The sequence below is a fragment of the Pantoea sp. Cr_R13 genome (genome assembly GCF_029222565.1).
Taxonomy (GTDB): Bacteria; Pseudomonadota; Gammaproteobacteria; order Enterobacterales; family Enterobacteriaceae; genus Pantoea; species Pantoea eucalypti.
In genome coordinates this window covers 368205-394247 of the sequence record NZ_JARHXL010000018.1, presented here as the reverse complement: position 1 = coordinate 394247, position 26043 = coordinate 368205, and the positions used below count along the sequence as shown (strand labels likewise).

At 53.0% G+C, this 26043-nt stretch carries 29 protein-coding genes and 2 tRNA genes; 22 read left to right on the top strand and 9 right to left on the bottom strand.

From position 1 onward, the window contains the following. Positions 1–3 precede the first annotated feature (3 nt). From lptA to P2R09_RS18760, 5 genes are read right to left on the bottom strand one after another with little or no spacing between them, the layout of a single operon-like run. Entirely contained in the window at positions 4–555 is a 552-nt protein-coding gene (gene lptA / locus P2R09_RS18780; RefSeq protein ID WP_033762313.1) for a lipopolysaccharide ABC transporter substrate-binding protein LptA, read from the bottom strand. Next, the gene (gene lptC, locus P2R09_RS18775; RefSeq protein ID WP_008925408.1) at positions 530–1102 is read right to left on the bottom strand and encodes an LPS export ABC transporter periplasmic protein LptC; all 573 of its coding nucleotides are present in this window, start codon (positions 1100–1102) and stop codon (positions 530–532) included. Before lptC ends, lptA begins: the two co-directional genes overlap by 26 nt. Next, positions 1099–1665, bottom strand: a complete 567-nt coding sequence (kdsC, locus tag P2R09_RS18770; protein WP_275771920.1) for a 3-deoxy-manno-octulosonate-8-phosphatase KdsC — start codon at positions 1663–1665, stop codon at positions 1099–1101. The genes lptC and kdsC overlap by 4 nt, the downstream gene beginning before the upstream one ends. A gap of 13 nt (positions 1666–1678) precedes the next feature. Further along, positions 1679–2662 carry an arabinose-5-phosphate isomerase KdsD gene (gene kdsD / locus P2R09_RS18765; protein ID WP_003851102.1) on the bottom strand — a complete coding sequence of 328 codons (984 nt, stop codon included), beginning with the start codon at positions 2660–2662 and terminating at the stop codon, positions 1679–1681. A gap of 16 nt (positions 2663–2678) precedes the next feature. Then, positions 2679–3659 carry a calcium/sodium antiporter gene (locus P2R09_RS18760; protein ID WP_003851100.1) on the bottom strand — a complete coding sequence of 327 codons (981 nt, stop codon included), beginning with the start codon at positions 3657–3659 and terminating at the stop codon, positions 2679–2681. Here P2R09_RS18760 and P2R09_RS18755 point away from each other — a divergent pair. The 8 genes from P2R09_RS18755 to murA all read left to right on the top strand — a co-directional run bounded on the left by P2R09_RS18755 (position 3658) and on the right by murA (position 8693). After that, a complete protein-coding gene (locus P2R09_RS18755; RefSeq protein WP_275771917.1) occupies positions 3658–3915 on the top strand; it encodes a hypothetical protein in 258 nt (85 codons plus the stop codon). The genes P2R09_RS18760 and P2R09_RS18755 overlap by 2 nt on opposite strands. After that, a complete protein-coding gene (gene mlaF, locus P2R09_RS18750) occupies positions 3887–4702 on the top strand; it encodes a phospholipid ABC transporter ATP-binding protein MlaF (protein WP_008925409.1) in 816 nt (271 codons plus the stop codon). Before P2R09_RS18755 ends, mlaF begins: the two co-directional genes overlap by 29 nt. Before the next feature lie 4 nt (positions 4703–4706). Further along, a complete protein-coding gene (mlaE, locus tag P2R09_RS18745; RefSeq protein ID WP_008925410.1) occupies positions 4707–5489 on the top strand; it encodes a lipid asymmetry maintenance ABC transporter permease subunit MlaE in 783 nt (260 codons plus the stop codon). Positions 5490–5493: 4 nt separating this feature from the next. After that, positions 5494–6039 (top strand): outer membrane lipid asymmetry maintenance protein MlaD, encoded by a 546-nt coding sequence (gene mlaD, locus P2R09_RS18740; protein ID WP_008925411.1) that lies wholly within the window; start codon positions 5494–5496, stop codon positions 6037–6039. Between the two features lie 15 nt (positions 6040–6054). Then, a complete protein-coding gene (gene mlaC, locus P2R09_RS18735; RefSeq protein ID WP_008925412.1) occupies positions 6055–6690 on the top strand; it encodes a phospholipid-binding protein MlaC in 636 nt (211 codons plus the stop codon). Next, the gene (gene mlaB, locus P2R09_RS18730; protein WP_008925413.1) at positions 6690–6995 is read left to right on the top strand and encodes a lipid asymmetry maintenance protein MlaB; all 306 of its coding nucleotides are present in this window, start codon (positions 6690–6692) and stop codon (positions 6993–6995) included. Before mlaC ends, mlaB begins: the two co-directional genes overlap by 1 nt. Before the next feature lie 113 nt (positions 6996–7108). Continuing rightward, positions 7109–7366, top strand: a complete 258-nt coding sequence (gene ibaG, locus P2R09_RS18725) for a BolA family iron metabolism protein IbaG (RefSeq protein WP_003851098.1) — start codon at positions 7109–7111, stop codon at positions 7364–7366. Positions 7367–7433: 67 nt separating this feature from the next. Next, positions 7434–8693: a UDP-N-acetylglucosamine 1-carboxyvinyltransferase gene (murA, locus tag P2R09_RS18720; RefSeq protein ID WP_008925414.1), complete on the top strand. Its 1260-nt coding sequence runs from the start codon at positions 7434–7436 to the stop codon at positions 8691–8693. Positions 8694–8765: 72 nt separating this feature from the next. Here murA and P2R09_RS18715 read toward each other — a convergent pair whose 3' ends face one another. Beyond that, complete coding sequence (locus P2R09_RS18715) at positions 8766–9050, bottom strand: helix-turn-helix transcriptional regulator (RefSeq protein WP_003851095.1); 285 nt, start codon at positions 9048–9050, stop codon at positions 8766–8768. Positions 9051–9288: 238 nt separating this feature from the next. Continuing rightward, on the bottom strand, positions 9289–10260 hold the full coding sequence (gene ispB / locus P2R09_RS18710; protein ID WP_008925415.1) for an octaprenyl diphosphate synthase: 972 nt from the start codon (positions 10258–10260) through the stop codon (positions 9289–9291). A gap of 256 nt (positions 10261–10516) precedes the next feature. Between ispB and rplU the strand changes: the two genes are divergently transcribed. The 3 genes from rplU (at position 10517) to cgtA (ending at position 12516) form a co-directional block, all read left to right on the top strand. Further along, on the top strand, positions 10517–10828 hold the full coding sequence (gene rplU, locus P2R09_RS18705) for a 50S ribosomal protein L21 (RefSeq protein ID WP_008925416.1): 312 nt from the start codon (positions 10517–10519) through the stop codon (positions 10826–10828). 15 nt (positions 10829–10843) lie between these two features. Continuing rightward, positions 10844–11101: a 50S ribosomal protein L27 gene (gene rpmA / locus P2R09_RS18700; RefSeq protein WP_003851093.1), complete on the top strand. Its 258-nt coding sequence runs from the start codon at positions 10844–10846 to the stop codon at positions 11099–11101. A gap of 242 nt (positions 11102–11343) precedes the next feature. Continuing rightward, entirely contained in the window at positions 11344–12516 is a 1173-nt protein-coding gene (cgtA, locus tag P2R09_RS18695) for an Obg family GTPase CgtA (protein WP_003851092.1), read from the top strand. A 171-nt stretch (positions 12517–12687) separates the two neighbouring features. Here the strand turns inward: cgtA and dacB are convergent, their stop codons facing one another. Next, positions 12688–14121 carry a serine-type D-Ala-D-Ala carboxypeptidase gene (gene dacB, locus P2R09_RS18690; RefSeq protein WP_033743117.1) on the bottom strand — a complete coding sequence of 478 codons (1434 nt, stop codon included), beginning with the start codon at positions 14119–14121 and terminating at the stop codon, positions 12688–12690. A gap of 248 nt (positions 14122–14369) precedes the next feature. Here dacB and greA point away from each other — a divergent pair, with 248 nt between their 5' ends. After that, positions 14370–14846 (top strand): transcription elongation factor GreA, encoded by a 477-nt coding sequence (greA, locus tag P2R09_RS18685; RefSeq protein WP_003851087.1) that lies wholly within the window; start codon positions 14370–14372, stop codon positions 14844–14846. A gap of 106 nt (positions 14847–14952) precedes the next feature. On the opposite strand, the gene yhbY is transcribed toward greA, so the two are convergent. Next, positions 14953–15246 carry a ribosome assembly RNA-binding protein YhbY gene (yhbY, locus tag P2R09_RS18680; protein WP_008925418.1) on the bottom strand — a complete coding sequence of 98 codons (294 nt, stop codon included), beginning with the start codon at positions 15244–15246 and terminating at the stop codon, positions 14953–14955. Between the two features lie 127 nt (positions 15247–15373). On the opposite strand from yhbY, the gene rlmE reads away from it, so the two are divergent. The 10 genes from rlmE (at position 15374) to infB (ending at position 25994) form a co-directional block, all read left to right on the top strand. Next, positions 15374–16003, top strand: a complete 630-nt coding sequence (rlmE, locus tag P2R09_RS18675; protein ID WP_008925419.1) for a 23S rRNA (uridine(2552)-2'-O)-methyltransferase RlmE — start codon at positions 15374–15376, stop codon at positions 16001–16003. A 113-nt stretch (positions 16004–16116) separates the two neighbouring features. Next, positions 16117–18042 (top strand): ATP-dependent zinc metalloprotease FtsH, encoded by a 1926-nt coding sequence (gene ftsH / locus P2R09_RS18670; RefSeq protein ID WP_033743100.1) that lies wholly within the window; start codon positions 16117–16119, stop codon positions 18040–18042. Between the two features lie 79 nt (positions 18043–18121). Then, the gene (folP, locus tag P2R09_RS18665; RefSeq protein WP_275771902.1) at positions 18122–18961 is read left to right on the top strand and encodes a dihydropteroate synthase; all 840 of its coding nucleotides are present in this window, start codon (positions 18122–18124) and stop codon (positions 18959–18961) included. Continuing rightward, the gene (glmM, locus tag P2R09_RS18660) at positions 18958–20292 is read left to right on the top strand and encodes a phosphoglucosamine mutase (protein WP_275771900.1); all 1335 of its coding nucleotides are present in this window, start codon (positions 18958–18960) and stop codon (positions 20290–20292) included. Before folP ends, glmM begins: the two co-directional genes overlap by 4 nt. Before the next feature lie 216 nt (positions 20293–20508). Further along, positions 20509–20847 carry a preprotein translocase subunit SecG gene (gene secG / locus P2R09_RS18655; protein ID WP_003851074.1) on the top strand — a complete coding sequence of 113 codons (339 nt, stop codon included), beginning with the start codon at positions 20509–20511 and terminating at the stop codon, positions 20845–20847. 37 nt (positions 20848–20884) lie between these two features. Then, positions 20885–20971: transfer RNA gene (locus P2R09_RS18650), tRNA-Leu, on the top strand. Positions 20972–21030: 59 nt separating this feature from the next. Next, positions 21031–21107 (top strand) — tRNA-Met (locus P2R09_RS18645). A gap of 211 nt (positions 21108–21318) precedes the next feature. Next, positions 21319–21771: a ribosome maturation factor RimP gene (rimP, locus tag P2R09_RS18640; RefSeq protein WP_010251795.1), complete on the top strand. Its 453-nt coding sequence runs from the start codon at positions 21319–21321 to the stop codon at positions 21769–21771. A gap of 24 nt (positions 21772–21795) precedes the next feature. Continuing rightward, positions 21796–23283: a transcription termination factor NusA gene (gene nusA / locus P2R09_RS18635; RefSeq protein ID WP_003851070.1), complete on the top strand. Its 1488-nt coding sequence runs from the start codon at positions 21796–21798 to the stop codon at positions 23281–23283. A gap of 17 nt (positions 23284–23300) precedes the next feature. Further along, positions 23301–25994, top strand: a complete 2694-nt coding sequence (infB, locus tag P2R09_RS18630) for a translation initiation factor IF-2 (protein WP_003851068.1) — start codon at positions 23301–23303, stop codon at positions 25992–25994. The last annotated feature ends 49 nt before the right edge of the window (positions 25995–26043 follow it).

The following is a 26043-nucleotide window of genomic DNA, read 5'->3' as shown; positions in this document are numbered from 1 at the left end:
CTATCAGTTACTCTTCTTTCCGCTGTTGGACGAACCTTTATCCTGAAGTTGCGACGGCACCAGGACGGTAGTGACGCGCTTGTTCTGGCCCTGGCTGTAAGCCTGCATTTTCTGCTCTTTTACCAGATAGGTAATACGATCGCCTTTGATGTTGCTGTCCTGCTGCTCAATGAACGCATTGCCGGTCAGTTCAACGAAGTCGTTAGCCAGTTCGTAGTGCAGCTTTGAGGCATGGCCCTGAACCGGCTTGCCGCTGTCCTGCATCTGATAGAACGTAGCGGGGTTGCCGTAGGCATCAACGATGGTTTTCTTGCTGTCGCCGCCGGGACGGGTCACCACGACTTTATCCGCCGTGATTTTGATTGAACCCTGCGTCACGATGACATTGCCGGTAAAGGTCGCGACATTGCCCTGCAAATCGAGTGCCTGATTCTGCGAGTCAATATTGACGGGCTTATCCGAGTCACCGGTCAGGGCAAGCGCCGGAACGCTGGTTGCCAGCAACATGCTGGCCAGTAAAAGCTTCAGGCTATTTTTGTTCATTTTGAATTTCATATGAGGTTTTGACCTTCTCGATTAACTCGGCGTTTTTTGTCCGTAAATTGCCGCGCATTTTCATGCCGGTGGAGTTAAAACTGCGTCCATACAATGTTACCTGATCATCAGAGGTAACATCCTGAGTGACAAGGTTGATCTGTGCGTTATCAGTTTTAATGCGCTCAAGCTGAGAATCCTGCGTCAGCGTATTCAGCTCAACATGGCCATACAGATAAAGCATACGATCTTTGGTGAGCTTTGCTTTATCGGCGCGTAACGTCCAGGTAGGGATTTTATTCTCATCATAAGTGGTCATCACCGGATTTTCGAACCAGCTCAGCTCGTCATCCGAGAAATAGGTCACTTTGTCAGAGACCAGTTTATATGACAGCGCGCCCTGCGGGTTATAAACCACAGTGTGTGAATCAGCACTGGTGTAGGTCGGCGACTGACTGTCGGGTCCGACGGGCGTGCCATTGTCATCCTGGTTAGTAAGATTCCAGCCGATCAAAACCAGTGCAATCAAGGTCAGAATCAGCGTTATCCAACGCCTGCTTTTACTCATACTGATTGCCCTTTGGCATCCTCAAATTTGTTCTGCGCCATTAATATCAGGTCACATACTTCGCGTACCGCGCCGCGTCCACCAGCGATCCGCGTGACGTAGTGGGCGCGTGGCAACAGGATCGGGTGTGCATCCGCCACTGCCACACTTAATCCCACCTTCGCCATAACCGGCCAGTCGATCAGATCGTCACCAATATAGGCGACCTGGTCGTCGGAAAGAGACAGTTTATCCAGAAGTTCACGATAGGCCAAAAGCTTATCCGATTGTCCCTGATAAAGATGACGGATGCCGAGCGTTTTGCAGCGATCTTCCATCAGACGGGCATTACGGCCGGTAATAATAGCCACTTCTACATCAGAGGTCAGCAAACACCGCACACCATAACCGTCCCGTACGTTGAATGCCTTCAGCTCTTCGCCATTATTTCCCATGTAGATCACCCCGTCGGACATCACGCCATCCACGTCGCAGATCAGCAGACTAATGTTACTGGCGCGTGCCATAACATCAGCGCTCACCGGGCCATAGCAGGTTTCAATCGGGGGAGTTGCCTGTTGCATTTTCTCTTCCTGTTCAGACTACGCCAGCGCGCAGCATGTCATGCATATGTACCACACCGAGCAGACGGTCGTCATCGGCCACCAGAATCGAGGTAATGTTTTTGGTCTGCATCAGGTTCAGGGCTTCAACCGCCAGCATATTTGGCCGGACGCGGATGCCACCCGGCGTCATCACTTCGCCAATGGTGGCGCGCTGAAAATCGATGCCCATATCAAAAATGCGGCGCAGGTCGCCATCGGTAAAGATGCCTTCAATTTTCATCAGACCGTCGACGATCACCGTCAGTCCCAGGTTTTTGCGCGTAATTTCCAGCAGCGCATCGCGCAGTGAAGCATCCCGCGTAACGTGCGGCAGCTCATCGCCGCTGTGCATGATATCAGCCACATGCAGCAACAACTTGCGGCCCAGCGCACCGCCAGGATGGGAGAGGGCAAAGTCTTCCGCCGTGAATCCACGCGCTTCCAGCAGCGAAACCGCCAGCGCGTCACCCATCACCAGCGTGGCCGTCGTGCTGGAGGTGGGCGCCAGACCCAGCGGACACGCTTCCTGCGGAACATGAACACAAAGATGCACATCGGCAACCCGTCCCATCGCGCTGTCAGGCCGTCCGGTGATGCAGATCAGCGAAATATGCTGACGTTTTAAAACCGGAATCAGCGCAAGAATTTCGCTGGACTCACCGCTGTTAGAGATGGCGATGACCACATCATTTTTGCTCACCATCCCCAGATCGCCATGGCTGGCTTCAGCCGGATGCACAAAAAAGGCGGGCGTGCCGGTACTGGCAAAGGTCGCCGCCATTTTTTTGCCGATATGGCCAGACTTGCCCATGCCCATGACCACCACTTTTCCCTGACAGGCATAAATGAGGGCGCAGGCGCGGGCGAAATCGTCATTGATATATTGATCGAGTTGTTCCAGTCCTTCCCGCTCGATGCGCAGGACCGTTTTTCCGGCCTGCTGAAAATCAAATGCTGTTGGTTGCTGATATGACATAGTGAGTCTGTCCTTGTTAACCGTCCATAAATGCCGGCTGCATCCAGAGCAGCGTCACCCAGACGAAGAAACCACAGAGTAAAATTAAGCCTGCCGTGCGACCAACCCGACGACGACGAAGCAGGCAAAGCAGAGCGAACAGCACGCTGACGCCCAGCATCACCCAATAATCACGGGCAAAAGCGTGATAGTCGATGCTGCCAGGATGAATCAGCGCCGGCAGGCCCAGCACGATGGCAATATTATAAATGTTGGCGCCGATCAGATTGCCGATCGCGATATCATCTTCACCTTTCAGCGCGCCCGCAATGACCGTTGCCAGCTCAGGCAGGCTGGTTCCCACGGCGATAAGCGTCAGGCCCATGACCAGTTCACTGACGCCAAAGTAGTCGGCAAAGGCGGTCGCATTATCGATCACCATCCGCGTCGACATCGGCAGTATAATCAGCGCGACGGCCAGCCAGAGAAAGGCCACTGTATTTCCGCTCTCTTCGCGAGGCAGTTCGGCCAGCTGTTCGCGGGTCAGGGTGTCGTTATTGTCCTGTTCCGCTTTCCGTGCAATGCGAATCACCACCATCAGATAAATAGCGGCTATGGCGATCAGGCCAATTCCATCCAGTCGACTAAGCTGATTGTCAAACAGCATGAATCCGCTGAGCAGGGTAACCAGCAACATTAACGGAAGTTCGCGGCGTATCAGATTAGAATGGACGTAAAGCGGGTGCATTAGCGCAGCGGCACCAAGGATCAGTAAAATGTTGGTAATATTCGAGCCGAGCGCGGTACCCACAGCAAGATCCATCTGGCCATGCTGCGCCGCTGAAAAGGAGAGGATCATCTCGGGCAGCGAGGTGCCGATGCTGACAACGGTCATGCCTATAATCAGTGGCGGGATGCCAAAAGATCGACACAATATTGAGGCGCTAAACACCAGACGATCGGCACCATATGCCAGTAAAAGCAAACCGATAATCAGCAGTGCAGAAGCTAAGAACATGAAAAATCCTTGCGTAAAAACCCGGGCCGGCAATGCTTTTCCCGACCGGTTTAAGGTTCTGTTTGGCGAGACAGGCGCTGATTTTGACCGCCTGAGCGGCAAAAGTAAATTTAATGACCATTTTCGCCAAATCTTAGCGGTAAGTTTCTGTAAAGCTATCGTGAATCAGGACCGAACAGGCTACCATCGTACCCCATGTTTACGCCCGATCCTTATAAGAGGTAATAATGATCCAGCAGCAAACGAATCTGGTTGAGGTTCGTGGCGTGAGTTTTTCGCGCGGAGATCGCACTATCTTCGACGACATTTCGCTGACCGTGCCGAAAGGGAAAGTCACGGCGATAATGGGGCCATCGGGGATAGGAAAAACCACTCTGCTACGCCTGATTGGGGGGCAGCTTCAGCCAACCAGCGGTGAAATCTTTTTCCGTGGCGAAAACATTCCGTCATTGTCACGCGCTAAATTGTACGAAGCGCGCAAGAAAATGAGCATGCTGTTCCAGTCTGGTGCCCTGTTTACTGACTTAACGGTCTATGAAAATGTGGCCTGGCCGCTGCGTGAACATACCCGCTTGCCTGCACCGATTCTGCACAGCACCGTATTAATGAAGCTGGAAGCGGTGGGTCTGCGCGGTGCTGCCCAGCTGAAACCAGCTGAGCTGTCGGGCGGGATGGCACGCCGTGTGGCACTGGCGCGTGCAATTGCGCTTGAGCCGGAGCTGATCATGTTCGACGAACCTTTTGTCGGACAGGATCCCATTACCATGGGCGTGCTGGTAAAATTAATCGACGAACTTAACCATGCTCTGGGCCTGACCTGTATTGTGGTCTCGCACGACGTACCGGAAGTACTGAGTATTGCGGACTATGCCTATATCGTGGCCGGACAAAAAATTATCGCACACGGCACCACGCCGGAACTGCGAGAGAATAATGACCCGCGCGTGCGCCAGTTTATTGATGGCCATGCGGATGGTCCGGTTCCCTTCCGTTTTCCTGCCGGCGACTATCTCGCTGATTTAACCGGCTCAGGGAGTAACTAAACAGATGGTCTTGAAGGCGCTGGCGTCATTCGGTCGTCAGGGAATTGAAACGTGCGCCAGTTTTGGACGCGCAGGATTAATGCTGTTTCACGCGCTGGTGGGAAAACCCGCGTTCCGCAGACATACGCCGCTACTGATCAAACAACTCTATAGTGTTGGCGTACTGTCGTTACTGATTATTGTGGTTTCAGGTCTGTTTATCGGCATGGTACTCGGACTGCAGGGCTATCTGGTGCTGAACACCTATGGTGCAGAAACCAGTCTGGGCATGCTGGTGGCGCTCTCCTTGCTGCGTGAACTGGGGCCGGTTGTTACCGCGCTGCTGTTTGCCGGACGGGCAGGATCGGCACTGACGGCTGAAATCGGCCTGATGAAAGCCACTGAACAGCTCTCCAGTATGGAGATGATGGCGGTGGATCCGTTGCGCCGGGTGGTCTCGCCGCGCTTCTGGGCTGGTTTTATCAGCATGCCGCTACTGACCATGATCTTCACTGCGGTGGGTATTGCAGGCGGTGCACTGGTTGGCGTGAGCTGGAAAGGGATCGATCCCGGTTTCTTCTGGTCAGCTATGCAGAACGCGGTCGATTTCCGAACCGATGTCGTTAACTGCATCATCAAAAGCGCCGTCTTTGCCGTAACGGTCACCTGGATTGCTCTTTTTAATGGCTATGACGCGATTCCCACTTCTGAAGGGATCAGTCGCGCGACAACGCGTACCGTAGTACATGCTTCACTGGCGGTGCTCGGGTTGGATTTTGTGCTGACAGCACTGATGTTTGGGAATTGATGCAATGCAAAGCAAAAAAAGCGAAATCTGGGTTGGCATTTTTATGATTATGGCGTTGATCGCCGCATTGTTTCTCTGTCTGCGCGTCGCCGATTTAAAGTCGATGGGCACAGAGCCGACGTGGAAACTCTACGCGACCTTTGACAATATCGGCGGCCTGAAAGCCAGTTCGCCGGTCAAAATTGGTGGTGTGGTCATTGGCCGGGTGACAGAAATAGCGCTTGAGCCGAAAACGCTGCTGCCGCGTGTCACCATGGAGATCAGCGATCAGTATGCGAATAAAATTTCAGATACCAGCTCGCTGGCTGTCCGTACTCAGGGCCTGCTGGGTGAGCAGTTCCTGGCGCTGAACTTAGGCTTTGACGATCCTGAGCTCGGCTCGGCGATGCTGAAAGATGGCGATACGCTGCGTGATACGAAGTCAGCCATGGTGCTCGAAGACCTGATCGGCCAGTTCCTTTATAAGAGCGGCGATAACAAACAAAAAACTGACTCCAAAGACGCGCAGGAAGGCGACAGTGCTGCGCCTGCGGCACCGGCTCAACCTTAAAGAAGAGGGTTTAACATGTTTAAACGTTTATTGATGATTGCCATGCTGGTGGTAGCGGTACCGCTGACGGCGACCGCAGCCGATCAGAGCAATCCTTACAAGCTGATGAACGAAGCGGCGCAGAAGACATTCACCCGTCTGAAAAATGAGCAGCCGAAAATCAAGCAGGATCCCAACTACCTGCGTGAGATTGTGCGTCAGGAGCTCCTGCCATATGTGCAGATTAAATATGCAGGTGCGTTAGTGCTGGGCCGCTACTATCGTGATTCAACACCTGCTCAGCGTGAAGCCTATTTCAGTGCTTTTGGTGATTATCTGGCGCAGGCGTATGGTCAGGCACTGGCACTCTATAACGGCCAGAGCTATCAGATTCAGCCCGAACAGCCGTTAGGCGACGCCCAGATTGTCGCTATTCGTGTCACCATTATTGACCCAAATGGACGTCCGCCGGTACGCCTCGATTTCCAGTGGCGTAAAAATAGCCAGAGCGGGAAATGGCAGGCTTATGACATGATCGCCGAAGGCGTCAGCATGATCACCACGAAACAAAATGAGTGGAGCGACTTGTTGCGTACCAAAGGTATTGATGGTCTGACGGCACAACTGAAGTCTTCTGCGGCACAGCCGATCACGCTGGATAAACAACAATAATGCACGAATCGTTACGCTGGGAGCGGGAAGCCAGCACGCTATTACTTAAAGGCGAACTGGATCGCGACACGCTGATGAGCCTGTGGCAGCAACGCGAGACGCTGATCAAAGATGTCGATACTATCGACGTCGCGGGGCTGGAGCGGGTTGACTCTTCTGGTCTCGCCCTGCTGGTGCACTTGCGGGAAATCGCGCGTGCACAGGGTATAACTCCATGCTTTACAGGCATCAGTGACAAACTGCGTTCGCTGATTACCCTTTACAATCTGCAACAGATTATTGTTTCTGCGGATAAAAGCGCCTGATTTCCGGTTGTTATGCTAAGCCCCTGTTTTCAGCAGGGGCTTTTGCGTATTTAAGAGTCAGCCGCTTTCCTCTACTATGTCAGCCTTATTATTATTAAGTGAAGTTAAGCCCAATGGAAAACAGTGAAATTCAGGCCGTGCTGATGGCCGCATTGCCTTTAGACGAAGTTCATGTGATGAGCAACGATGGCAGCCATTTTCAGGTGATCGCCGTAGGCGAACTGTTTGGCGAACTGAGCCGCGTGAAAAAGCAGCAGGCTGTCTATGCGCCGCTGATGGAATTCATCGCGGATAACCGCATGCATGCTGTCTCTATCAAAACTTATACTCCCGCTGAATGGGCACGTGACCGTAAACTCAACGGTTTCTGATCCTTCTGCGTGGTGAACTCGCCGTGAGCGAGTCCAATTTTTAGCTAGTTAATCGAGAGCCGTGTTGATGGAAAAATTTCGTGTGCAAGGCCCCACCCGTTTAAGTGGTGAAGTCACCATTTCCGGGGCAAAGAACGCCGCACTTCCTATTCTGTTTGCTGCCCTGCTGGCTGAAGAGCCGGTAGAGATTAAGAACGTGCCAAAGCTGCGCGACATTGATACCACCATGAAACTGCTGAGCCAGCTGGGTGCAAAAGTCGAACGCAACGGTTCTGTGCATGTCGATGCCAGTGCGGTAGATGTGTTTTGTGCGCCCTATGACCTGGTCAAAACCATGCGTGCCTCAATCTGGGCGCTGGGTCCACTGGTGGCGCGTTTTGGTCAGGGTCAGGTTTCTCTGCCGGGTGGCTGCGCTATCGGCGCGCGTCCGGTTGATCTGCACATCACCGGTCTGGAACAGCTGGGTGCTGAGATCAAACTGGAAGAGGGCTACGTTAAAGCCTCAGTCAATGGACGCCTGAAAGGCGCGCTGATTGTCATGGACAAAATCAGCGTTGGCGCAACGGTCACTATCATGAGTGCAGCGACGCTGGCGACGGGCACCACTGTGATCGAGAATGCGGCGCGTGAGCCGGAAATTGTCGATACCGCCAACTTCCTTAACACCCTGGGTGCCAAAATCAGTGGCGCAGGTAGCGACAAAATCACCATTGAAGGCGTTGAGCGTCTGGGTGGCGGTGTTTATCGCGTTCTGCCCGATCGTATCGAAACCGGTACTTTCCTGGTGGCTGCTGCCATTTCAGGCGGCAAAGTGATGTGCCACAAAACCCAGCCAGATACCATGGATGCTGTATTGGCTAAGCTGCGTGATGCGGGTGCCGATATTGAAACCGGTGAAGACTGGATCAGTCTGGACATGCACGGCAAGCGACCAAAAGCGGTTAACGTGCGCACCGCTCCGCATCCGGGGTTCCCGACAGATATGCAGGCACAGTTCACCCTGTTAAACATGGTTGCGGAAGGCACGGGTCTGATTACCGAAACCATTTTCGAAAACCGTTTTATGCATATCCCTGAACTGATTCGTATGGGCGGACATGCTGAGATTGAGAGCAACACGGCAATCTGCCATGGGGTTGAAACCCTGTCAGGTGCGCAGGTGATGGCGACCGATCTGCGTGCTTCTGCCAGCCTGGTTCTGGCGGGTTGTATTGCGGAAGGCACGACGTTCGTTGATCGCATTTATCACATTGATCGTGGCTATGAGCACATCGAAGATAAACTGAAAGCAATGGGCGCGAACATCGAGCGTGTCAGCGAAGAGTAAGTCTTCTGAGGCTCTCAAAAAGCCAGCCCCCTTCAGGGCTGGTTTTTTTTCGCCTGAAAATAGCCTGCGGTCTCAGTTGCTGTCGGAATGCGCTGCAGGCGTCCGGATACGTTTTCTGCGATCCAGCAGGCGGTGGGTGTGGGGATCATAATATCGACTGGGCCAGATCTCACTCGGGTGAATCGTTAGCGCATCGGCGATCAGCCATTCTCCTTTGGGCCACGGGCGCGTCAGCGCATTAGCCAGTGTTGACGAACTCAGACCCGATGCGCGTGATAGTGCTGCCAGCGTCATACCGCGCTTGTGCAGCGCCGCGATAATGTCAGCCGGATGCCAGTCTTCCTTTATTTTTTCCATAACCTGTTCTCCTTTTCCTTGTCATTGCGTCGTCCAGCAGGACGTTGGCTTTCCTTTTTAGTGCTATCTGGAAAGAATAGGGGTTTTATAGCAAATAGCTTCCATTAATTTCCAGTTATTTTTAGATCCAGCGCCGGGTCTGTGGGATGACTCGCAAAAGGTGTGCAAATGCTTGCAGGAAATAAGAATAAGGGGAACGGATGAGATGAAAACGGAGCCCGGAAGGCTCCGTGAGGGATCAAAAATCGCGCTGAACTGACATGTGCGCCAGCGACTCCAGGGCACTGCGCCATGGCGATTCCGGCAGAATTCTCAGGGCTTCAATGGCTTTATCCGCTTCCTGTTCGGCACGACTGCGCGTCCACTCCAGTGAACCACACTGATTCATCGCTTCCAGTACGGGTTCCAGCAGATGGCGGCCATTTCCCTGTTCAATGGCTTCACGGATCATCTTCGCCTGTTCAGGCGAGCCGTGCTGCATCGCATGCAGCAGTGGCAGGGTTGGTTTGCCTTCACTCAGGTCGTCGCCAGTATTTTTACCCAGCGTTTCACCATCAGCACTGTAATCCAGTAAATCGTCAATTAACTGGAAAGCTGTACCCAGATAGCGCCCATAATCCTGCAGGGCTTTTTCCTCTTCAGGTGTGGCTTCAGCCAGGATTGCAGAAGCCTGCGAGGCGGCTTCAAACAGACGCGCTGTCTTGCTGTAAATGACGCGCATGTAGCTCTCTTCAGTGATGTCGGGATCATTGACGTTCATCAGCTGCAGGACTTCACCTTCAGCAATGACGTTTACTGCCTCTGACATCAGCGCCAGGATACGCAGCGAACCCATGCTGGTCATCATCTGGAAGGCGCGGGTATAAATAAAGTCACCGACCAGCACGCTTGCCGCATTGCCAAACGCCGCGTTCGCGGTCGCTTTGCCACGACGCATATCGGATTCATCCACGACATCGTCATGCAGCAGCGTGGCGGTGTGGATAAATTCGATCAGCGCCGCATTGGTCACGTGCAGGTCGCCCTTGTAGCCCATGGCACGTGCGGAGAGCACGGCAATCATGGGACGGATACGCTTGCCCCCACCACTGATGATGTAATAGCCCAACTGGTTGATGAGCGAGACATCTGAATTCAGCTGGTCGAGGATGGTCTGGTTAACGGCAGCCATATCCTGTGCGGTTAATTCATTAATCTGTTCTAAGTTCATTCGTCTTTTCAGCTATGACTCGTTATCTCTGCCATGGTAAGTGGTTTACTCAGCCAGCGTTCAGGTAATCTGTTACTGATTGTACTTGAATTTTGTGCCTGAGAAACGGTTGCATTCAGCCTGTGTTTTTTTTCTGCAAGAGTGTGCAAAGTGCTCTTGTCTTCTTCTGGAGTTTTGCGTAGAATTCGCGCCCTATTGTGAATATTTAGCGCGCCGCCTGATGAACTAAAAGGCAAGCGCAGAAGCGGAGTTTTATATGTACGCGGTTTTCCAAAGTGGTGGTAAACAACACCGAGTAAGCGAAGGTCAGACCGTTCGCCTGGAAAAGCTGGACATCGCAACCGGTGAAACGATTGAGTTTGACCAGGTTCTGATGATTGCTAATGGCGAAGACGTGAAAATCGGCGCGCCACTGGTTTCAGGCGGAATGATCAAGGCAGAAGTTGTTGCTCACGGTCGTGGCGAGAAAATTAAGATTGTTAAGTTTCGTCGTCGTAAGCACTACCGTAAGCAAGCAGGCCATCGCCAGTGGTTCACTGATGTGAAAATCACTGGTATCACGGCGTAAGAGGAGATCTGACAAATGGCACATAAAAAGGCTGGTGGTTCGACTCGAAATGGTCGTGACTCCAATGCAAAACGTCTGGGTGTAAAGCGTTTCGGTGGCGAATCTGTTCTGGCAGGTAGCATCATCGTTCGTCAGCGTGGCACCAAATTCCACGCCGGTACCAATGTAGGTTGTGGTCGTGACCACACCCTGTTTGCTACCGCAGACGGTAAAGTACAGTTCGAAGTTAAAGGTCCGAACAACCGTAAATACATCAGCATCGTTGCTGAGTAAGGTTGTCGTGACGCAGACGTTTAACGTCTGAACGCACGAATTGAAGGCCCCGCAGCTCCTGCGGGGCTTTTTACATTCTGCGGTCTGTTGCGGTAAAAGCGACGCATCACAAAAGTTTGCTGTACACTTTGTGTACGCACTGGCGAAAGCCAATCCTGATTTATCCGCCGCTGGTCAGCGCAGAAGACCCTGGCGGACCCGTCTGCAGAGTGCTGCAGACGATTGTGTGACGGAGATAGAAAATGAAGTTTGTAGATGAAGCGACAATTTTGGTCGTCGCCGGTGATGGCGGTAATGGTTGCGTGAGCTTCCGCCGCGAAAAATATATCCCGAGAGGCGGCCCTGACGGGGGTGATGGCGGTGACGGCGGTGATGTTTATCTGATCGCTGATGAAAACCTCAATACCCTTATCGATTATCGTTTCGAAAAATCTTTCCGGGCAGAGCGCGGACAGAACGGCCAGAGCCGCGACTGTACCGGCAAACGCGGTAAAGATATCGAAGTTAAAGTGCCGGTCGGCACCCGGGTTATCGATCAGGGTACCGGTGAGACACTCGGCGACATGACGCGTCACGGCCAGAAACTGATGGTCGGCAAGGGCGGCTGGCATGGTCTGGGCAACACGCGCTTCAAATCCTCAGTGAACCGCAGTCCTCGTCAGAAAACCATGGGTACTCCAGGTGAAAAACGTGACCTGCAACTGGAGCTGATGCTGCTGGCAGACGTTGGGATGCTGGGCTTACCGAATGCCGGTAAATCAACCTTTATCCGTGCTGTTTCAGCTGCCAAACCAAAAGTGGCGGACTATCCATTTACCACGCTTGTGCCGAGCCTGGGCGTAGTCCGTATGGACAGCGAGCAGAGCTTCGTTGTGGCTGATATTCCTGGCCTGATTGAAGGCGCAGCAGACGGTGCTGGCCTCGGTATCCGCTTCCTGAAACACCTTGAGCGTTGTCGCGTATTGCTGCACCTGATCGACATCGATCCGATCGATGAAAGCGATCCGGTTGAAAATGCCCGCATTATTCTCGGCGAGCTCGAAAAGTACAGCGAGAAACTGTTCAACAAGCCACGCTGGCTGGTCTTCAACAAGATTGATCTGATTAGCGAAGAAGAAGCGCAGTCACGGGCAAAAGCCGTTGCTGAAGCGCTGGGCTGGGAAGATAAGTATTACCTGATCTCTGCCGCAAGCCGTACTGGTGTCAACGAACTCTGCTGGGACGTGATGAGCTTCATCAATGCCAACCCGAAAGAAGCCGAGCTTGAAGAGAAACAGCCGGAAAAAGTGGAGTTCATGTGGGACGATTACCACAAAGAAACCATTGAAAACACGGTCGAAGTGGAAGATGAAGAGTGGGATGACGACTGGGATGATGAAGACGACGAAGGCGTTGAAATCATCTATCAGCGTTAACCGCGCGTCTGCTACAGCGTGATATAGGATGCCCCCTTTCAGGAATGAAAGGGGGCATTGTTCTTTCTGGAGCCTGCACTACAGGGCGACACTGATATCCGCTTCTGAAGCGCTTAGCCATAAAAAAACGCAGCAGGTTGATCACCTGCTGCGTTTTTTATTACTTCGTAATCAGTTGTTCTGATTGATATCGCGGTAAAGTCGGCTCTCGAAACGCACCAGAGGAATACGACGGGTTCGTTGATCTTCCGGCGGTACCGCATACCCGGAAAGGAACTGAACGAACGCCACCCGCGCGCCACTTGAGGTGGTGATAAAGCCCGCCAGGTTATAGACGCCCTGCAGTGAACCGGTTTTCGCCGAGACTTTGCCATCCAGTCCTGCTTCATGCAGTCCGCCCCGATATTGCAGCGTGCCATCATAGCCAGCCAGCGGCAGCATCGAAATATAATCCAGCGTGTTGTCATTCTTCGCAATGAACTGCAACACCTGCATCATGGTTTGCGGCGAAATCAGGTCGTGGCGCGACAGGCCTGAACCATCGACCTGGATGCTGTTGCCCATATCAACGTTGGCTTTCGCTTTCAGGATACGACGAACGGCATCCTGCCCGGCACGGAAGGTTCCTGGCACGTTGAAGTAGTGATGACCAATAGTGCGGAACACCGTGTCGGCAATCATGTTGTCTGACTTCTTCAGCATGGTGTGCAGCAGCGTATGCAGCGGCGCGGACTGGGTCGATGCCAGTACAGTGCCTGGCTCCGTGACCTGCGTCTGACGCACCAGATGCCCGCTGTAATCAATCTCTGACGACCGCAGTTCCGCCTTGAGAATCTCGCCAGCCCAGGCCGCACCATCCTGCACGGCAAAGGCCAGCGGCAGCGGTTCGGCACGCTGACGCATACAGCCAGTCAGCGTGTAGCGGTTCAGCTCGCCCGGCACCACATCCAGTTCACAATATTGCCCTTCGCCGCTGTTGCGGCCGATGGTGCGGACCTGGCTGTACATATGCGCCGGATAATAGGAGGCGATGCGAACAAAGGCATTTTCACCTGGCGTATTCGCGCTGTAGAGCGACACCGAGAAACAGTTCTTATCAACAATCGCAGCACCCGGCGGGGCGCTGAAGCACTGAGTCATATCGTTCCACGGCCAGCCTGGCGCCATGTCGTGACTGGCAAACACGGACGTGTCGATAACCAGATTGCCTTTGATATGGTTAATACCCTGCTTCTTAATCGCCGCGACCATGTTGCGCAGATCCTGACGGGTTAAAGTGGGATCACCGCCGAAACGTGCGACTAAATCGCCGTTCAGGGTGCCATCTATAATGGCGCCGCGAGTCTCAAAAGTGGTCTGAAAACGGAAATCGCCACCCAGTTCCAGTAATGCCGCCAGCGCCGTCACCACTTTCATGGTACTGGCGGGCAGGGCCATCTGTTTTCCGTGATAATCAATGATCGGTGTAGAAGCACCCACTTTCTGGACCATCAGCGCCAGATTGGCACCGTCTGGCAGGTACTGCATGTATTCATCAACTGGCGCTGCGTGTGCCTGCAGCATAAATGCACAGCTTAATCCGGTAACAAGTCGTGAAAATCGCATAATCTCGCGGTAACTGGCAGGTGAGGGCGTCAATACTACGTTGCCGGACGGTGCAAAGTAAACGATGACCCGCAGTGAACTCTGGGGTAAAATACGTATCAAATTGCAAAACTCTTTTCTGGCCTGGAAGCATCTCCGGGTCAGGATTCTTTTATTTGCAAAAACGGGCTAATGTGCCGCAGAACGCTTTTTTCTGCAGTCACCGGTCAGGATGACATCGTTAACAGGAAAGAGGGCGAGGAGCTTAAATGAATCAGATTCCGATGACGTTAAGAGGCGCTGAAAGATTGCGCGAAGAGCTGAACGAGCTGAAAACCGTGAAGCGCCCGCGCATTATCGCCTCTATCGCTGACGCACGCGAACACGGCGATTTAAAAGAGAACGCGGAATACCATGCTGCGCGTGAAGAGCAGGGTTTTTGTGAAGGGCGTATTCAGGAGATTGAAGCCAAACTCTCCAATGCGCAGGTGATCGACGTCACCCAGATGCCTAAAACTGGCCGCGTAATTTTCGGCGCAACGGTGACCGTACTGAATGTCGAGACCGACGAAGAGTCGACTTATCGTATCGTGGGCGATGACGAAGCGGACTTTAAGCAAAATCTGATTTCGGTCAATTCGCCAATGGCGCGTGGCCTGGTGGGAAAAGAGGCCGATGATGTGGCTATTGTTAAAACCCCAGGCGGCGACGTTGAGTACGAAATCCTGAAGGTGGAATACCTTTAAGATGTTGCTACGCTTTGAAAAGCGTTAAAGCACAATGTAAAGAAAAGAAAAAGGCCGCATCGCGGCCTTTTATCTGAGGTAAGAGCATGTCACTTTCTTTGCCCACTTAACGTGGCAGAGAAATTTTGCTCTCTTTAGAGGGGCGATACAGCACCAGCGTTTTGCCGATCACCTGTACGTTGCTGGCACCGGTCTCACGCACGATAGCCTCAACGATCAGCTGTTTCGTTTCACGATCTTCCGAGGCGATTTTTACCTTGATCAGTTCGTGATGCGCCAGAGCCTGCTCGATTTCGGCCAGCACGCCTTCAGTCAGGCCGTTGCCACCCAGCATAACCACTGGCTTAAGTGGATGGGCGAGGCCCTTGAGGTGCTGTTTTTGTTTGGTACTTAGATTCATCGTAGTTTTTTACTTACTCAGGGATTGAAAACGGTTCATTCTACCGCCATCTCGGGTATATCACCAAATCGACGCAACCCATTGCGTGCAGGTTTATCGCTACGATGACGATTTAGTTGGAAATAATATGACGGGTAAAAAGCGTTCAGCCAGCTCCGGCCGCTGGCTTCAGGAACACTTTAGCGATAAATATGTGCTCCAGGCGCATAAAAAAGGGTTGCGCTCGCGCGCCTGGTTTAAACTTGATGAAATACAACAGGGTGACAAGCTGTTCAAACCCGGTATGACCGTGGTAGATCTGGGTGCCGCACCCGGTGGCTGGTCGCAATATGTGGTACAGCAAATCGGGAACAAAGGGCGCGTCATTGCCTGTGATATCCTGCCAATGGATCCAATAGTCGGTGTCGATTTCCTTCAGGGCGATTTTCGTGAAGAATCGGTGATCAATGCGCTGCTTGAGCGCGTTGGCGATCAGAAAGTTCAGGTTGTCATGTCCGACATGGCGCCGAATATGAGTGGTACACCTGCCGTAGATATTCCCCGGTCGATGTATTTAGTGGAGCTGGCGCTGGAGATGTGTCGGGATATCCTGGCACCTGGCGGCAGTTTTGTAGTGAAAGTGTTTCAGGGAGATGGCTTCGATGAATACCTGCGGGAAATTCGCTCCCTGTTTACGAAAGTAAAAATTCGTAAGCCGGACGCTTCACGTTCTCGTTCACGTGAAGTGTACATTGTGGCGACTGGGCGCAAACTATAACCAAATTGCTGGAGAAGTCCGCAGCGTTGCTGCGATTCCATGTATGCAGGAACTATAGTACCCTACGCTATCTGTTAACACCGATGTAATATGAGGTTAATCCCTTGAGTGACATGGCGAAAAACCTGATTCTCTGGTTAGTCATCGCGGTCGTGCTGATGTCAGTATTCCAGAGCTTTGGGCCCAGCGAGTCGAATGGCCGTCGGGTTGATTATTCAACCTTCCTGTCGGAAGTGAACCAGGATCAGGTCCGCGAGGCACGCATTAACGGGCGTGAAATTAACGTTGTCAAAAAAGACAGCAATAAATATACCACCTACATTCCTGTCAATGATCCTAAGTTGCTCGATAACCTCTTGACCAAAAACGTCAAAGTGGTTGGCGAACCGCCGGAAGAACCAAGCCTGCTGGCTTCAATCTTCATTTCGTGGTTCCCGATGCTGCTGCTGATCGGTGTGTGGATCTTCTTTATGCGTCAGATGCAGGGCGGCGGCGGAAAGGGCGCGATGTCCTTCGGCAAAAGCAAAGCCCGCATGTTGACGGAAGACCAGATTAAAACCACTTTTGCTGACGTCGCAGGTTGTGACGAAGCGAAAGATGAAGTGGCTGAGCTGGTGGAATATCTGCGTGAGCCGAGCCGTTTCCAGAAGCTGGGCGGTAAAATTCCAAAAGGCGTTCTGATGGTGGGGCCACCGGGTACCGGTAAAACCTTGCTCGCAAAAGCGATTGCTGGCGAAGCGAAGGTGCCTTTCTTCACTATCTCCGGTTCTGACTTTGTGGAAATGTTTGTTGGTGTCGGTGCATCCCGTGTGCGCGACATGTTCGAACAGGCTAAGAAAGCGGCACCGTGCATCATCTTCATCGATGAAATCGATGCCGTCGGTCGTCAGCGTGGCGCCGGTTTAGGCGGTGGTCATGATGAACGTGAGCAGACGCTGAACCAGATGCTGGTTGAGATGGATGGTTTCGAAGGTAACGAAGGTATTATCGTTATCGCCGCGACTAACCGTCCTGACGTACTGGACCCTGCGCTGCTGCGTCCGGGCCGCTTTGACCGTCAGGTTGTTGTAGGCCTGCCCGATGTACGCGGTCGTGAACAGATCCTGAAAGTGCATATGCGTCGTGTGCCACTGGCTACTGATATCGATGCAGCGATCATTGCACGTGGTACTCCAGGCTTCTCCGGTGCCGATCTGGCCAACCTTGTGAACGAAGCAGCGCTGTTCGCCGCCCGTTCAAATAAGCGTGTGGTGTCGATGGTTGAGTTCGAGAAAGCGAAAGATAAAATCATGATGGGTGCGGAACGTCGCTCCATGGTGATGACGGAATCGCAGAAAGAGTCAACGGCTTACCACGAAGCCGGCCACGCGATTATTGGTCGCCTGGTGCCAGAGCATGATCCGGTGCATAAAGTTACGATTATCCCGCGCGGCCGTGCGCTGGGTGTGACCTTCTTCCTGCCTGAAGGCGACGCGATCAGCGCCAGCCGTCAGAAACTGGAAAGCCAGATTTCAACGCTTTACGGCGGTCGTCTGGCAGAAGAGATCATCTACGGTGCAGAACGTGTTTCTACCGGTGCGTCTAACGACATCAAAGTCGCGACTAACCTGGCACGTAACATGGTGACGCAGTGGGGCTTCTCTGAAAAACTGGGTCCGTTGCTATATGCAGAAGAAGAGGGTGAAGTGTTCCTTGGACGTTCTGTCGCGAAAGCGAAACACATGTCTGATGAAACTGCCCGCATCATCGACCAGGAAGTCAAACACCTGATCGACAGCAACTACCAGCGTGCTCGCCGCATTCTGGGTGAGAACATGGATATCCTTCACGCGATGAAAGACGCGCTGATGAAGTATGAAACCATTGATGCACCGCAGATCGACGACCTGATGGCACGCCGCGAAGTGCGTCCGCCTGCAGGCTGGGAAGATCCAGGCAGCAACTCAGACAGCAACGGTACGCCAAAGGCGCCACGTCCGGTTGATGAACCGCGTACGCCAAACCCAGGCAATACCATGTCAGAGCAGTACAACAAATAAGACGCCACATCGTCAGACAAAACCCCGGCTGGTCCGGGGTTTTTTACATCCAGATATTGATCAGCCAGGAGTTTTCACCATGAAGTTGTTTGCCCGTGATTCCCATCTCGATTTATCTTTCCCGCATGTGATGGGCATTCTGAATGTCACGCCGGACTCCTTTTCAGATGGTGGTAAACATAACGCGCTGGTTGATGCGCTGACGCATACCAATGAGATGGTTAATACAGGCGCCACCATTATCGATGTGGGCGGTGAATCAACCCGTCCTGGCGCTGATGAAGTGAGTGTGGAGGAAGAGCTGGAGCGGGTGATTCCGGTGGTCGAAGCCATCGCCCAGCGTTTTGAAGTCTGGATTTCGGTAGACACCTCTAAAGCCCAGGTCATCCGGGAAGCTGCGCGAGTGGGTGCTCACATCATTAATGACGTTCGCTCACTCTCTGAACCAGGCGCGCTCGACGCTGCAGCCGCTACCGGACTTCCCGTCTGTTTAATGCATATGCAGGGCGAGCCGCGCACCATGCAGCAGGCACCGGTTTACGAAAACATTTTAAGCGAAGTGGACACTTACTTCGCTCAGCAGATTGCACGCTGTGAAGCGGCAGGAATTAAAAAAGAGCGGCTGATACTCGACCCGGGCTTCGGTTTCGGTAAAAATCTCAGCCACAATTATGAACTGCTGGCTCATCTGGGCGATTTTCACCACTTCGGTCTGCCGCTGCTGGTAGGGATGTCGCGTAAATCAATGATTGGTCAGCTGTTAAATGTCGGCCCGTCACAGCGTTTAACCGGCAGCCTGAGCTGTGCGGTGATTGCTGCCATGCAGGGCGCGCAGATTATTCGCGCGCATGACGTAAAAGAGACGGCCGAAGCGATGCGCGTGGTCGAAGCGACCCGAAGAGCAAAAGGAGTATCATGAGTAATCGTAAATATTTCGGTACAGACGGCATTCGCGGCAAAGTCGGTGAAACCCCCATTACCCCCGATTTTGTCCTGAAGCTCGGCTGGGCCGCAGGTAAAGTGCTGGCGCGCCATGGTTCTAAGAAGATCATTATTGGTAAAGATACCCGTATCTCTGGCTACATGCTGGAGTCCGCGCTGGAAGCAGGCCTCGCTGCGGCAGGCCTGACAGCGGCGTTTACCGGCCCGATGCCGACGCCCGCCATCGCCTATCTTACCCGCACTTTCCGCGCAGAGGCGGGCATTGTGATTTCGGCGTCGCACAACCCGTTTGACGACAACGGGATTAAGTTCTTTTCCTCCGAAGGCACCAAATTGCCTGATGACGTTGAAGAAGCGATTGAGCTGGAGATGGAAAAGCCGATTACCTGTGTTGAATCAGCGCAGTTAGGCCGTGCCAGCCGCATCGTGGATGCAGCAGGGCGTTACATTGAGTTCTGCAAAGGGACATTCCCCAGCGAACTGAATCTCAATGGCCTGAAAATTGTGGTCGACTGTGCCAATGGCGCCACCTACCACATCGCGCCGAATGTATTGCGTGAACTGGGTGCGACCGTCATTGCTATTGGTGTCCAGCCAGATGGTATGAACATTAATAAAGAGTGCGGTGCCACCGATCTCAAACTGCTGCAGCAGCGTGTGCTGGCCGATAAAGCCGATATTGGTCTGGCCTACGACGGCGACGGCGACCGTATCATGATGATTGACCATCTGGGCGACAAAGTGGATGGCGACCAGATCCTCTATATCATTGCACGTGAAGCATTGCGCCAGGGCCAGTTACGCGGCGGCGTAGTGGGTACGCTGATGAGTAACATGGGGCTGGAGTTAGCGCTGAAGCAGCTTGGCATTCCGTTTACCCGCGCCAAAGTGGGTGACCGCTATGTCCTGGAAAAGATGCAGGAGAAGGGCTGGCGTCTCGGTGCTGAGAACTCCGGTCATGTGATCCTGCTCGATAAAACCACGACCGGCGACGGTATCGTTGCAAGTTTGCAAGTACTTACTGCAATGGTGCGCAACCACATGAGCCTGCACGATCTCTGCAGTGGAATGAAAATGCTGCCGCAGGTTCTGGTCAACGTGCGCTTTGCAGGTGAACACGATCCGCTGCAAAGCGATGCCGTCAAAACCGTGACCGCGGAAGTGGAAAAAGCGCTGGCAGGTCGCGGACGTGTTCTGCTGCGTAAGTCCGGCACCGAGCCATTGATTCGTGTGATGGTCGAAGGCGAAAATGAGGCGCAGGTCACCGAACTGGCGAATCGCATCGCCGATCAGGTCAAGGCCGTTTAAAACAGCAACAGGCAGTCTGCAGAGTGTGGAACTGCCTGTAAAATCACCGGGATGGCGCTTTTTTCTGCAATCAGTTCGGGTAGTAAAAATTGCACTTGCAGAGATATGCGCCTTTGGTTAGTATTCACACCCGCTTCTGATGGGTGATGACGATACTCCCCATCAATACTGGTGAAGCTTTAACTGTACGATTATCGTGCAAGGAACAGGTTGAATATGTACGAAGCTCTTTTAGTTGTTTTCCTTATTGTAGCTATCGCCCTCGTGGGTATGATCATGCTGCAGCAAGGCAAAGGCGCTGATATGGGAGCCTCATTCGGTGCAGGCGCATCCGGTACAGTGTTTGGTTCTTCGGGTTCAGGTAATTTCATGACCCGTACTACTGGCATTTTAGCGGCATTGTTCTTCATCATCAGCCTGGTTCTGGGTAATCTGAACAGCAATAAAGCGTCAAAAGGAAGCGAGTGGGAAAATCTTTCTGCGCCGGCGCAGTCTTCTCAACAGACTGAAAAGCCAGCTCAACCGGTTACACCGGGCAGCGATATTCCTAAGTAAGGTCGTCAGCACAACGAATCGTTGTGGTCAGTGCAGTGCCGTGGTGGTGGAATTGGTAGACACGCTACCTTGAGGTGGTAGTGCCCGATTGGGCTTACGGGTTCAAGTCCCGTCCTCGGTACCAAATCGTAGTATCACTTGCATTTTATGCAGGTCTGGCGTATTATTCGCCACGTTTTCGGACGCGGGGTGGAGCAGCCTGGTAGCTCGTCGGGCTCATAACCCGAAGGTCGTCGGTTCAAATCCGGCCCCCGCAACCACTTTCCCTTTGAGTTCTTTTTCAAATATACTGTATGCATCGACGGACGCATTCACGGCTATTTTTTGAAAGAAAATTCTTTGGATGGAGTCCGGGCCGCATTGCGGCATACAGGGTCCAGTGATTAAAAGCCCCGAATATTCGGGGTTTTTTGTTATTAGCGAATCGTAATACTGGGCTATAGGCCCTTTTTTTATGTCTTGGGGGTGGGCTTGTCCACATTAGAGCAAAAATTGACAGAGTTGGTATCGGCTCCCGTAGAAGCGCTGGGTTACGAACTGGTTGGAATTGAATTCGTTCGTAGTCGCACATCTATCCTGCGCATCTATATTGATAGTGAAGATGGCATCAATGTCGATGATTGCGCCGATGTCAGCCACCAGGTAAGTGCGGTAATGGATGTTGAAGATCCTATTACTGTTCCTTACAACCTTGAAGTCTCTTCACCGGGACTCGATCGTCCTCTGTTCACCGCTGAACACTACACCCGCTTTATGGGTGAAGAAGTGAGCCTGGTGTTGCGTATGGCCGTTCAGAACCGCCGTAAATGGCAGGGAACCATCAAGTCAGTTGATGGCGAGATGATCACGGTGCACGTTGAGGGTAGCGATGAAGTGTTCGCGCTGAGTAATATTCAGAAAGCGAACCTGGTCCCCCACTTTTAAAAGTCCGGATTGAGGCTAACCAGGATGAACAAAGAGATCTTAGCTGTTGTAGAAGCCGTTTCTAACGAAAAAGCCCTGCCGCGTGAGAAAATCTTCGAAGCGCTGGAGAGCGCGCTGGCGACTGCGACCAAGAAAAAGTACGAGCAGGAAATTGAGGTACGCGTCAGCATTGATCGCCGCAGTGGCGATTTCGATACTTTCCGCCGCTGGGAAATCGTTGAAGAGGTGACACAGCCGACGCGCGAGATCACGCTGGATGCGGCCCGCTTCGAAGATGAAGCATTCAATCTGGGCGAATATGTCGAAGATCAGATTGAATCGGTCACCTTTGACCGTATCACCACCCAGACTGCTAAGCAGGTTATCGTGCAAAAAGTGCGCGAAGCTGAGCGCGCAATGGTGGTTGATCAGTTCCGTGAGCAGGAAGGCGAAATCATCACCGGTGTGGTGAAGAAAGTTAACCGCGACAACATTTCCCTCGATTTAGGCAGCAATGCCGAAGCGGTCATTCTGCGCGAAGATATGCTGCCGCGTGAAAACTTCCGCCCAGGCGATCGTATTCGTGGCGTACTCTACTCTGTACGTCCGGAAGCGCGTGGCGCGCAGCTGTTCGTGACGCGTTCGAAACCCGAAATGCTGATTGAACTGTTCCGGATCGAGGTGCCAGAAATTGGCGAAGAACTGATTGAAATTAAAGCAGCTGCCCGTGATCCGGGTTCGCGCGCTAAAATTGCAGTCAAAACCAACGACAAACGTATCGATCCGGTCGGTGCCTGTGTGGGCATGCGCGGCGCGCGTGTTCAGGCAGTGTCCAGTGAACTGGGTGGCGAGCGTATTGATATCGTGCTGTGGGACGATAACCCGGCACAGTTTGTTATCAACGCCATGGCTCCGGCCGATGTGGCGTCAATCGTGGTTGATGAAGATAATCACACCATGGATATCGCCGTAGAAGCTGGCAATCTGGCTCAGGCGATCGGCCGTAACGGCCAAAACGTGCGTCTCGCTTCGCAGCTGAGTGGCTGGGAGCTGAACGTGATGACCGTCGATGATCTGCAGGCTAAGCATCAGGCTGAAGCACATGCAGCGATCGATATGTTCACTAAACATCTCGACATCGACGAAGAGTTCGCCACCGTACTGGTGGAAGAGGGCTTCTCCTCGCTGGAAGAGCTGGCATACGTGCCAATCAACGAGCTGCTGGAAGTCGACGGCCTCGACGAAGAGACCATTGAAGCCCTGCGTGAACGAGCAAAAAATGCGTTAACCACCCTGGCACTGGCGAAAGAAGAGAGTCTTGGAAATCAGGAGCCCGCTGAGGATCTTCTGAATCTTGAAGGCCTCGATCGTGCGCTGGCGTTCCGCCTGGCGTCGAAAGGCGTTTGCACGCTGGAAGATCTCGCTGAGCAAGGTGTTGACGATCTGACGGATATTGAAGGCCTGTCTGATGAACAAGCCGGCGCGCTGATTATGGCCGCACGTAATATCTGCTGGTTCGGCGATGACGCGTAATAACAGGAAGGAACAGCATGACAGATGTAACCGTAAAATCGCTGGCCGCAGAAATTCAGACTCCGGTCGATCGCCTGGTACAGCAATTTGCTGATGCGGGTATCCCTAAGTCTGAAAATGACGCGGTGAGCCAGCAAGAGAAAGAAACCTTACTATCTCATCTGAACCGTGAACACGGTCAGGTCGGTTCAGCTAAGCTGACGTTGCAGCGTAAAACGCGCAGCACCTTGAATATTCCAGGCACCGGGGGTAAAAGTAAGTCGGTGCAAATTGAAGTCCGCAAAAAGCGTACCTATGTGAAAGGTGATGCAGAGTCTGAGCAAGCTCAGGCAGAAGCTGAAGCCGAGGCGCAGCGTGAAGCGGAAGAGCAGGCGCAACGCGAGGCTGAAGAAAAAGCCCGTCGCGAAGCTGAACAGAAAGCGCAACGTGAAGCCGAAGACAAAGCAAGGCGCGAAGCCGCTGATAAGGCCAAACGTGCAGCAGCGGAAAATGACAAAGTGACAAATCAACCTACCGACGAAGTGACAAAGGCTGCGCAGTCAGACAAAGCCCGTCGCGAAGCAGAAGCTGCTGAACTGAAGCGTAAAGCTGAAGAAGAAGCGCGCCGTAAGCTGGAAGAGGCTGCCCGCCTCGTAGCCGAAGAAGCCCGCCGTCTGGCTGAAGAGAAATCAGCTGAATGGGAAAAACCGGAAGAAGAGGATAAAGGCGACTATCACGTCACCACTTCTACCCATGCCCGTCAGGCGGAAGATGAAAACGACCGTCAGGTTGAAGCAGGTCGTGCGCGTGCGCGGACGACTGCTAAAGCTGCGCGTCCAGCGAAAAAAGGCAACAAACACTCTGAAGCCAAAACCGACCGTGAAGAAGCGCGTGCGCAGGTTCGTGGTGGTAAAGGCGGCAAGCATCGCAAACCTAGCGCACTGCAGCAGGGCTTCAACAAGCCAGCGCAGGCCGTTAACCGTGATGTTGTGATTGGCGAAACCATTACCGTAGCCGAACTGGCTAACAAAATGGCAGTGAAAGGTTCTCTGGTCATCAAAGCGATGATGAAGATGGGCGCAATGGCGACCATCAACCAGGTGATCGATCAGGAAACTGCACAACTCGTTGCCGAAGAGATGGGCCACAAAGTGACCCTGCGTCGTGAAAACGAGCTGGAAGAAGCGGTAATGGACGATCGTGATACCGATGCTGCGCAGGAGTCTCGTGCGCCGGTTGTTACCATCATGGGCCACGTCGACCACGGTAAAACGTCTCTGCTGGACTATATCCGCTCCACTAAAATCGCCTCTGGCGAAGCGGGCGGCATTACACAGCACATCGGTGCTTACCACGTTGAAACTGACAACGGTATGGTCACCTTCCTGGATACCCCGGGCCACGCCGCGTTTACCGCGATGCGTGCACGTGGTGCGCAGGCTACCGACATCGTTATCCTGGTCGTTGCAGCAGACGATGGCGTAATGCCACAGACTGTTGAAGCTATTCAGCACGCCAAAGCCGCGAAAGTGCCGGTTGTGGTTGCCGTGAACAAGTGCGATAAGCCAGAAGCGGATCCGGATCGTGTTAAAAACGAACTGACTCAGTACGGTATCATTCCGGAAGAGTGGGGCGGCGAAAACATGTTCGTGAATGTCTCTGCGAAAGCGGGTACCGGCATTGATGATCTGTTAAACGCTATCCTGCTGCAGGCGGAAGTTCTGGAACTGACCGCTATCCGTGAAGGTATGGCGAGCGGCGTGGTGATTGAATCGTTCCTCGACAAAGGTCGTGGTCCGGTTGCCACCGTGCTGGTACGTGAAGGTACGCTGAACAAAGGCGACATCGTTCTTTGTGGTTTCGAATATGGCCGTGTTCGTGCAATGCGTGACGAACTGGGTCGCGAAGTCATGGAAGCGGGTCCGTCTATCCCGGTTGAGATTCTGGGCCTGTCCGGTGTGCCGGCTGCGGGTGATGAAGCGACCGTGGTACGTGACGAGAAGAAAGCACGCGAAGTTGCACTCTATCGTCAGGGCAAATTCCGCGAAGTTAAACTGGCTCGTCAGCAGAAATCTAAGCTCGAGAACATGTTTGCTAACATGACCGAAGGCGAAGTATCTGAACTGAACATCGTTCTGAAAGCTGACGTTCAGGGTTCTGTCGAAGCCATCTCTGATTCTCTGCAGAAACTCTCCACCGATGAAGTTAAGGTGAAGATTGTAGGTTCAGGCGTAGGCGGGATTACCGAAACCGATGCGACCCTGGCGGCTGCTTCTAACGCCATTCTGCTTGGCTTCAACGTTCGTGCCGATGCCTCTGCGCGTCGCGTCATTGACGCAGAAAGCCTGGATCTGCGCTACTACTCTGTCATCTATAACCTGATTGACGAAGTTAAAGCGGCGATGAGCGGTATGCTGGCACCAGAGTACAAACAGCAGATCATTGGTCTGGCTGCGGTCCGCGACGTATTCAAATCACCGAAGTTTGGCGCCATTGCCGGTTGTATGGTGACGGAAGGTAACATCAAACGTCACAATCCAATCCGTGTCCTGCGTGACAACGTGGTGATTTACGAAGGCGAGCTGGAATCTCTGCGTCGCTTTAAAGATGACGTCAACGAAGTGCGTAACGGCATGGAGTGCGGTATCGGCGTGAAGAACTACAACGACGTTCGCGTTGGCGATATGATCGAAGTGTTTGAAATCATCGAAATTAAACGCACCATCGAGTAATAGACTGCTGATGTGTTGCAATTTGGGAGGCCTCTGGCCTCCCGAATTA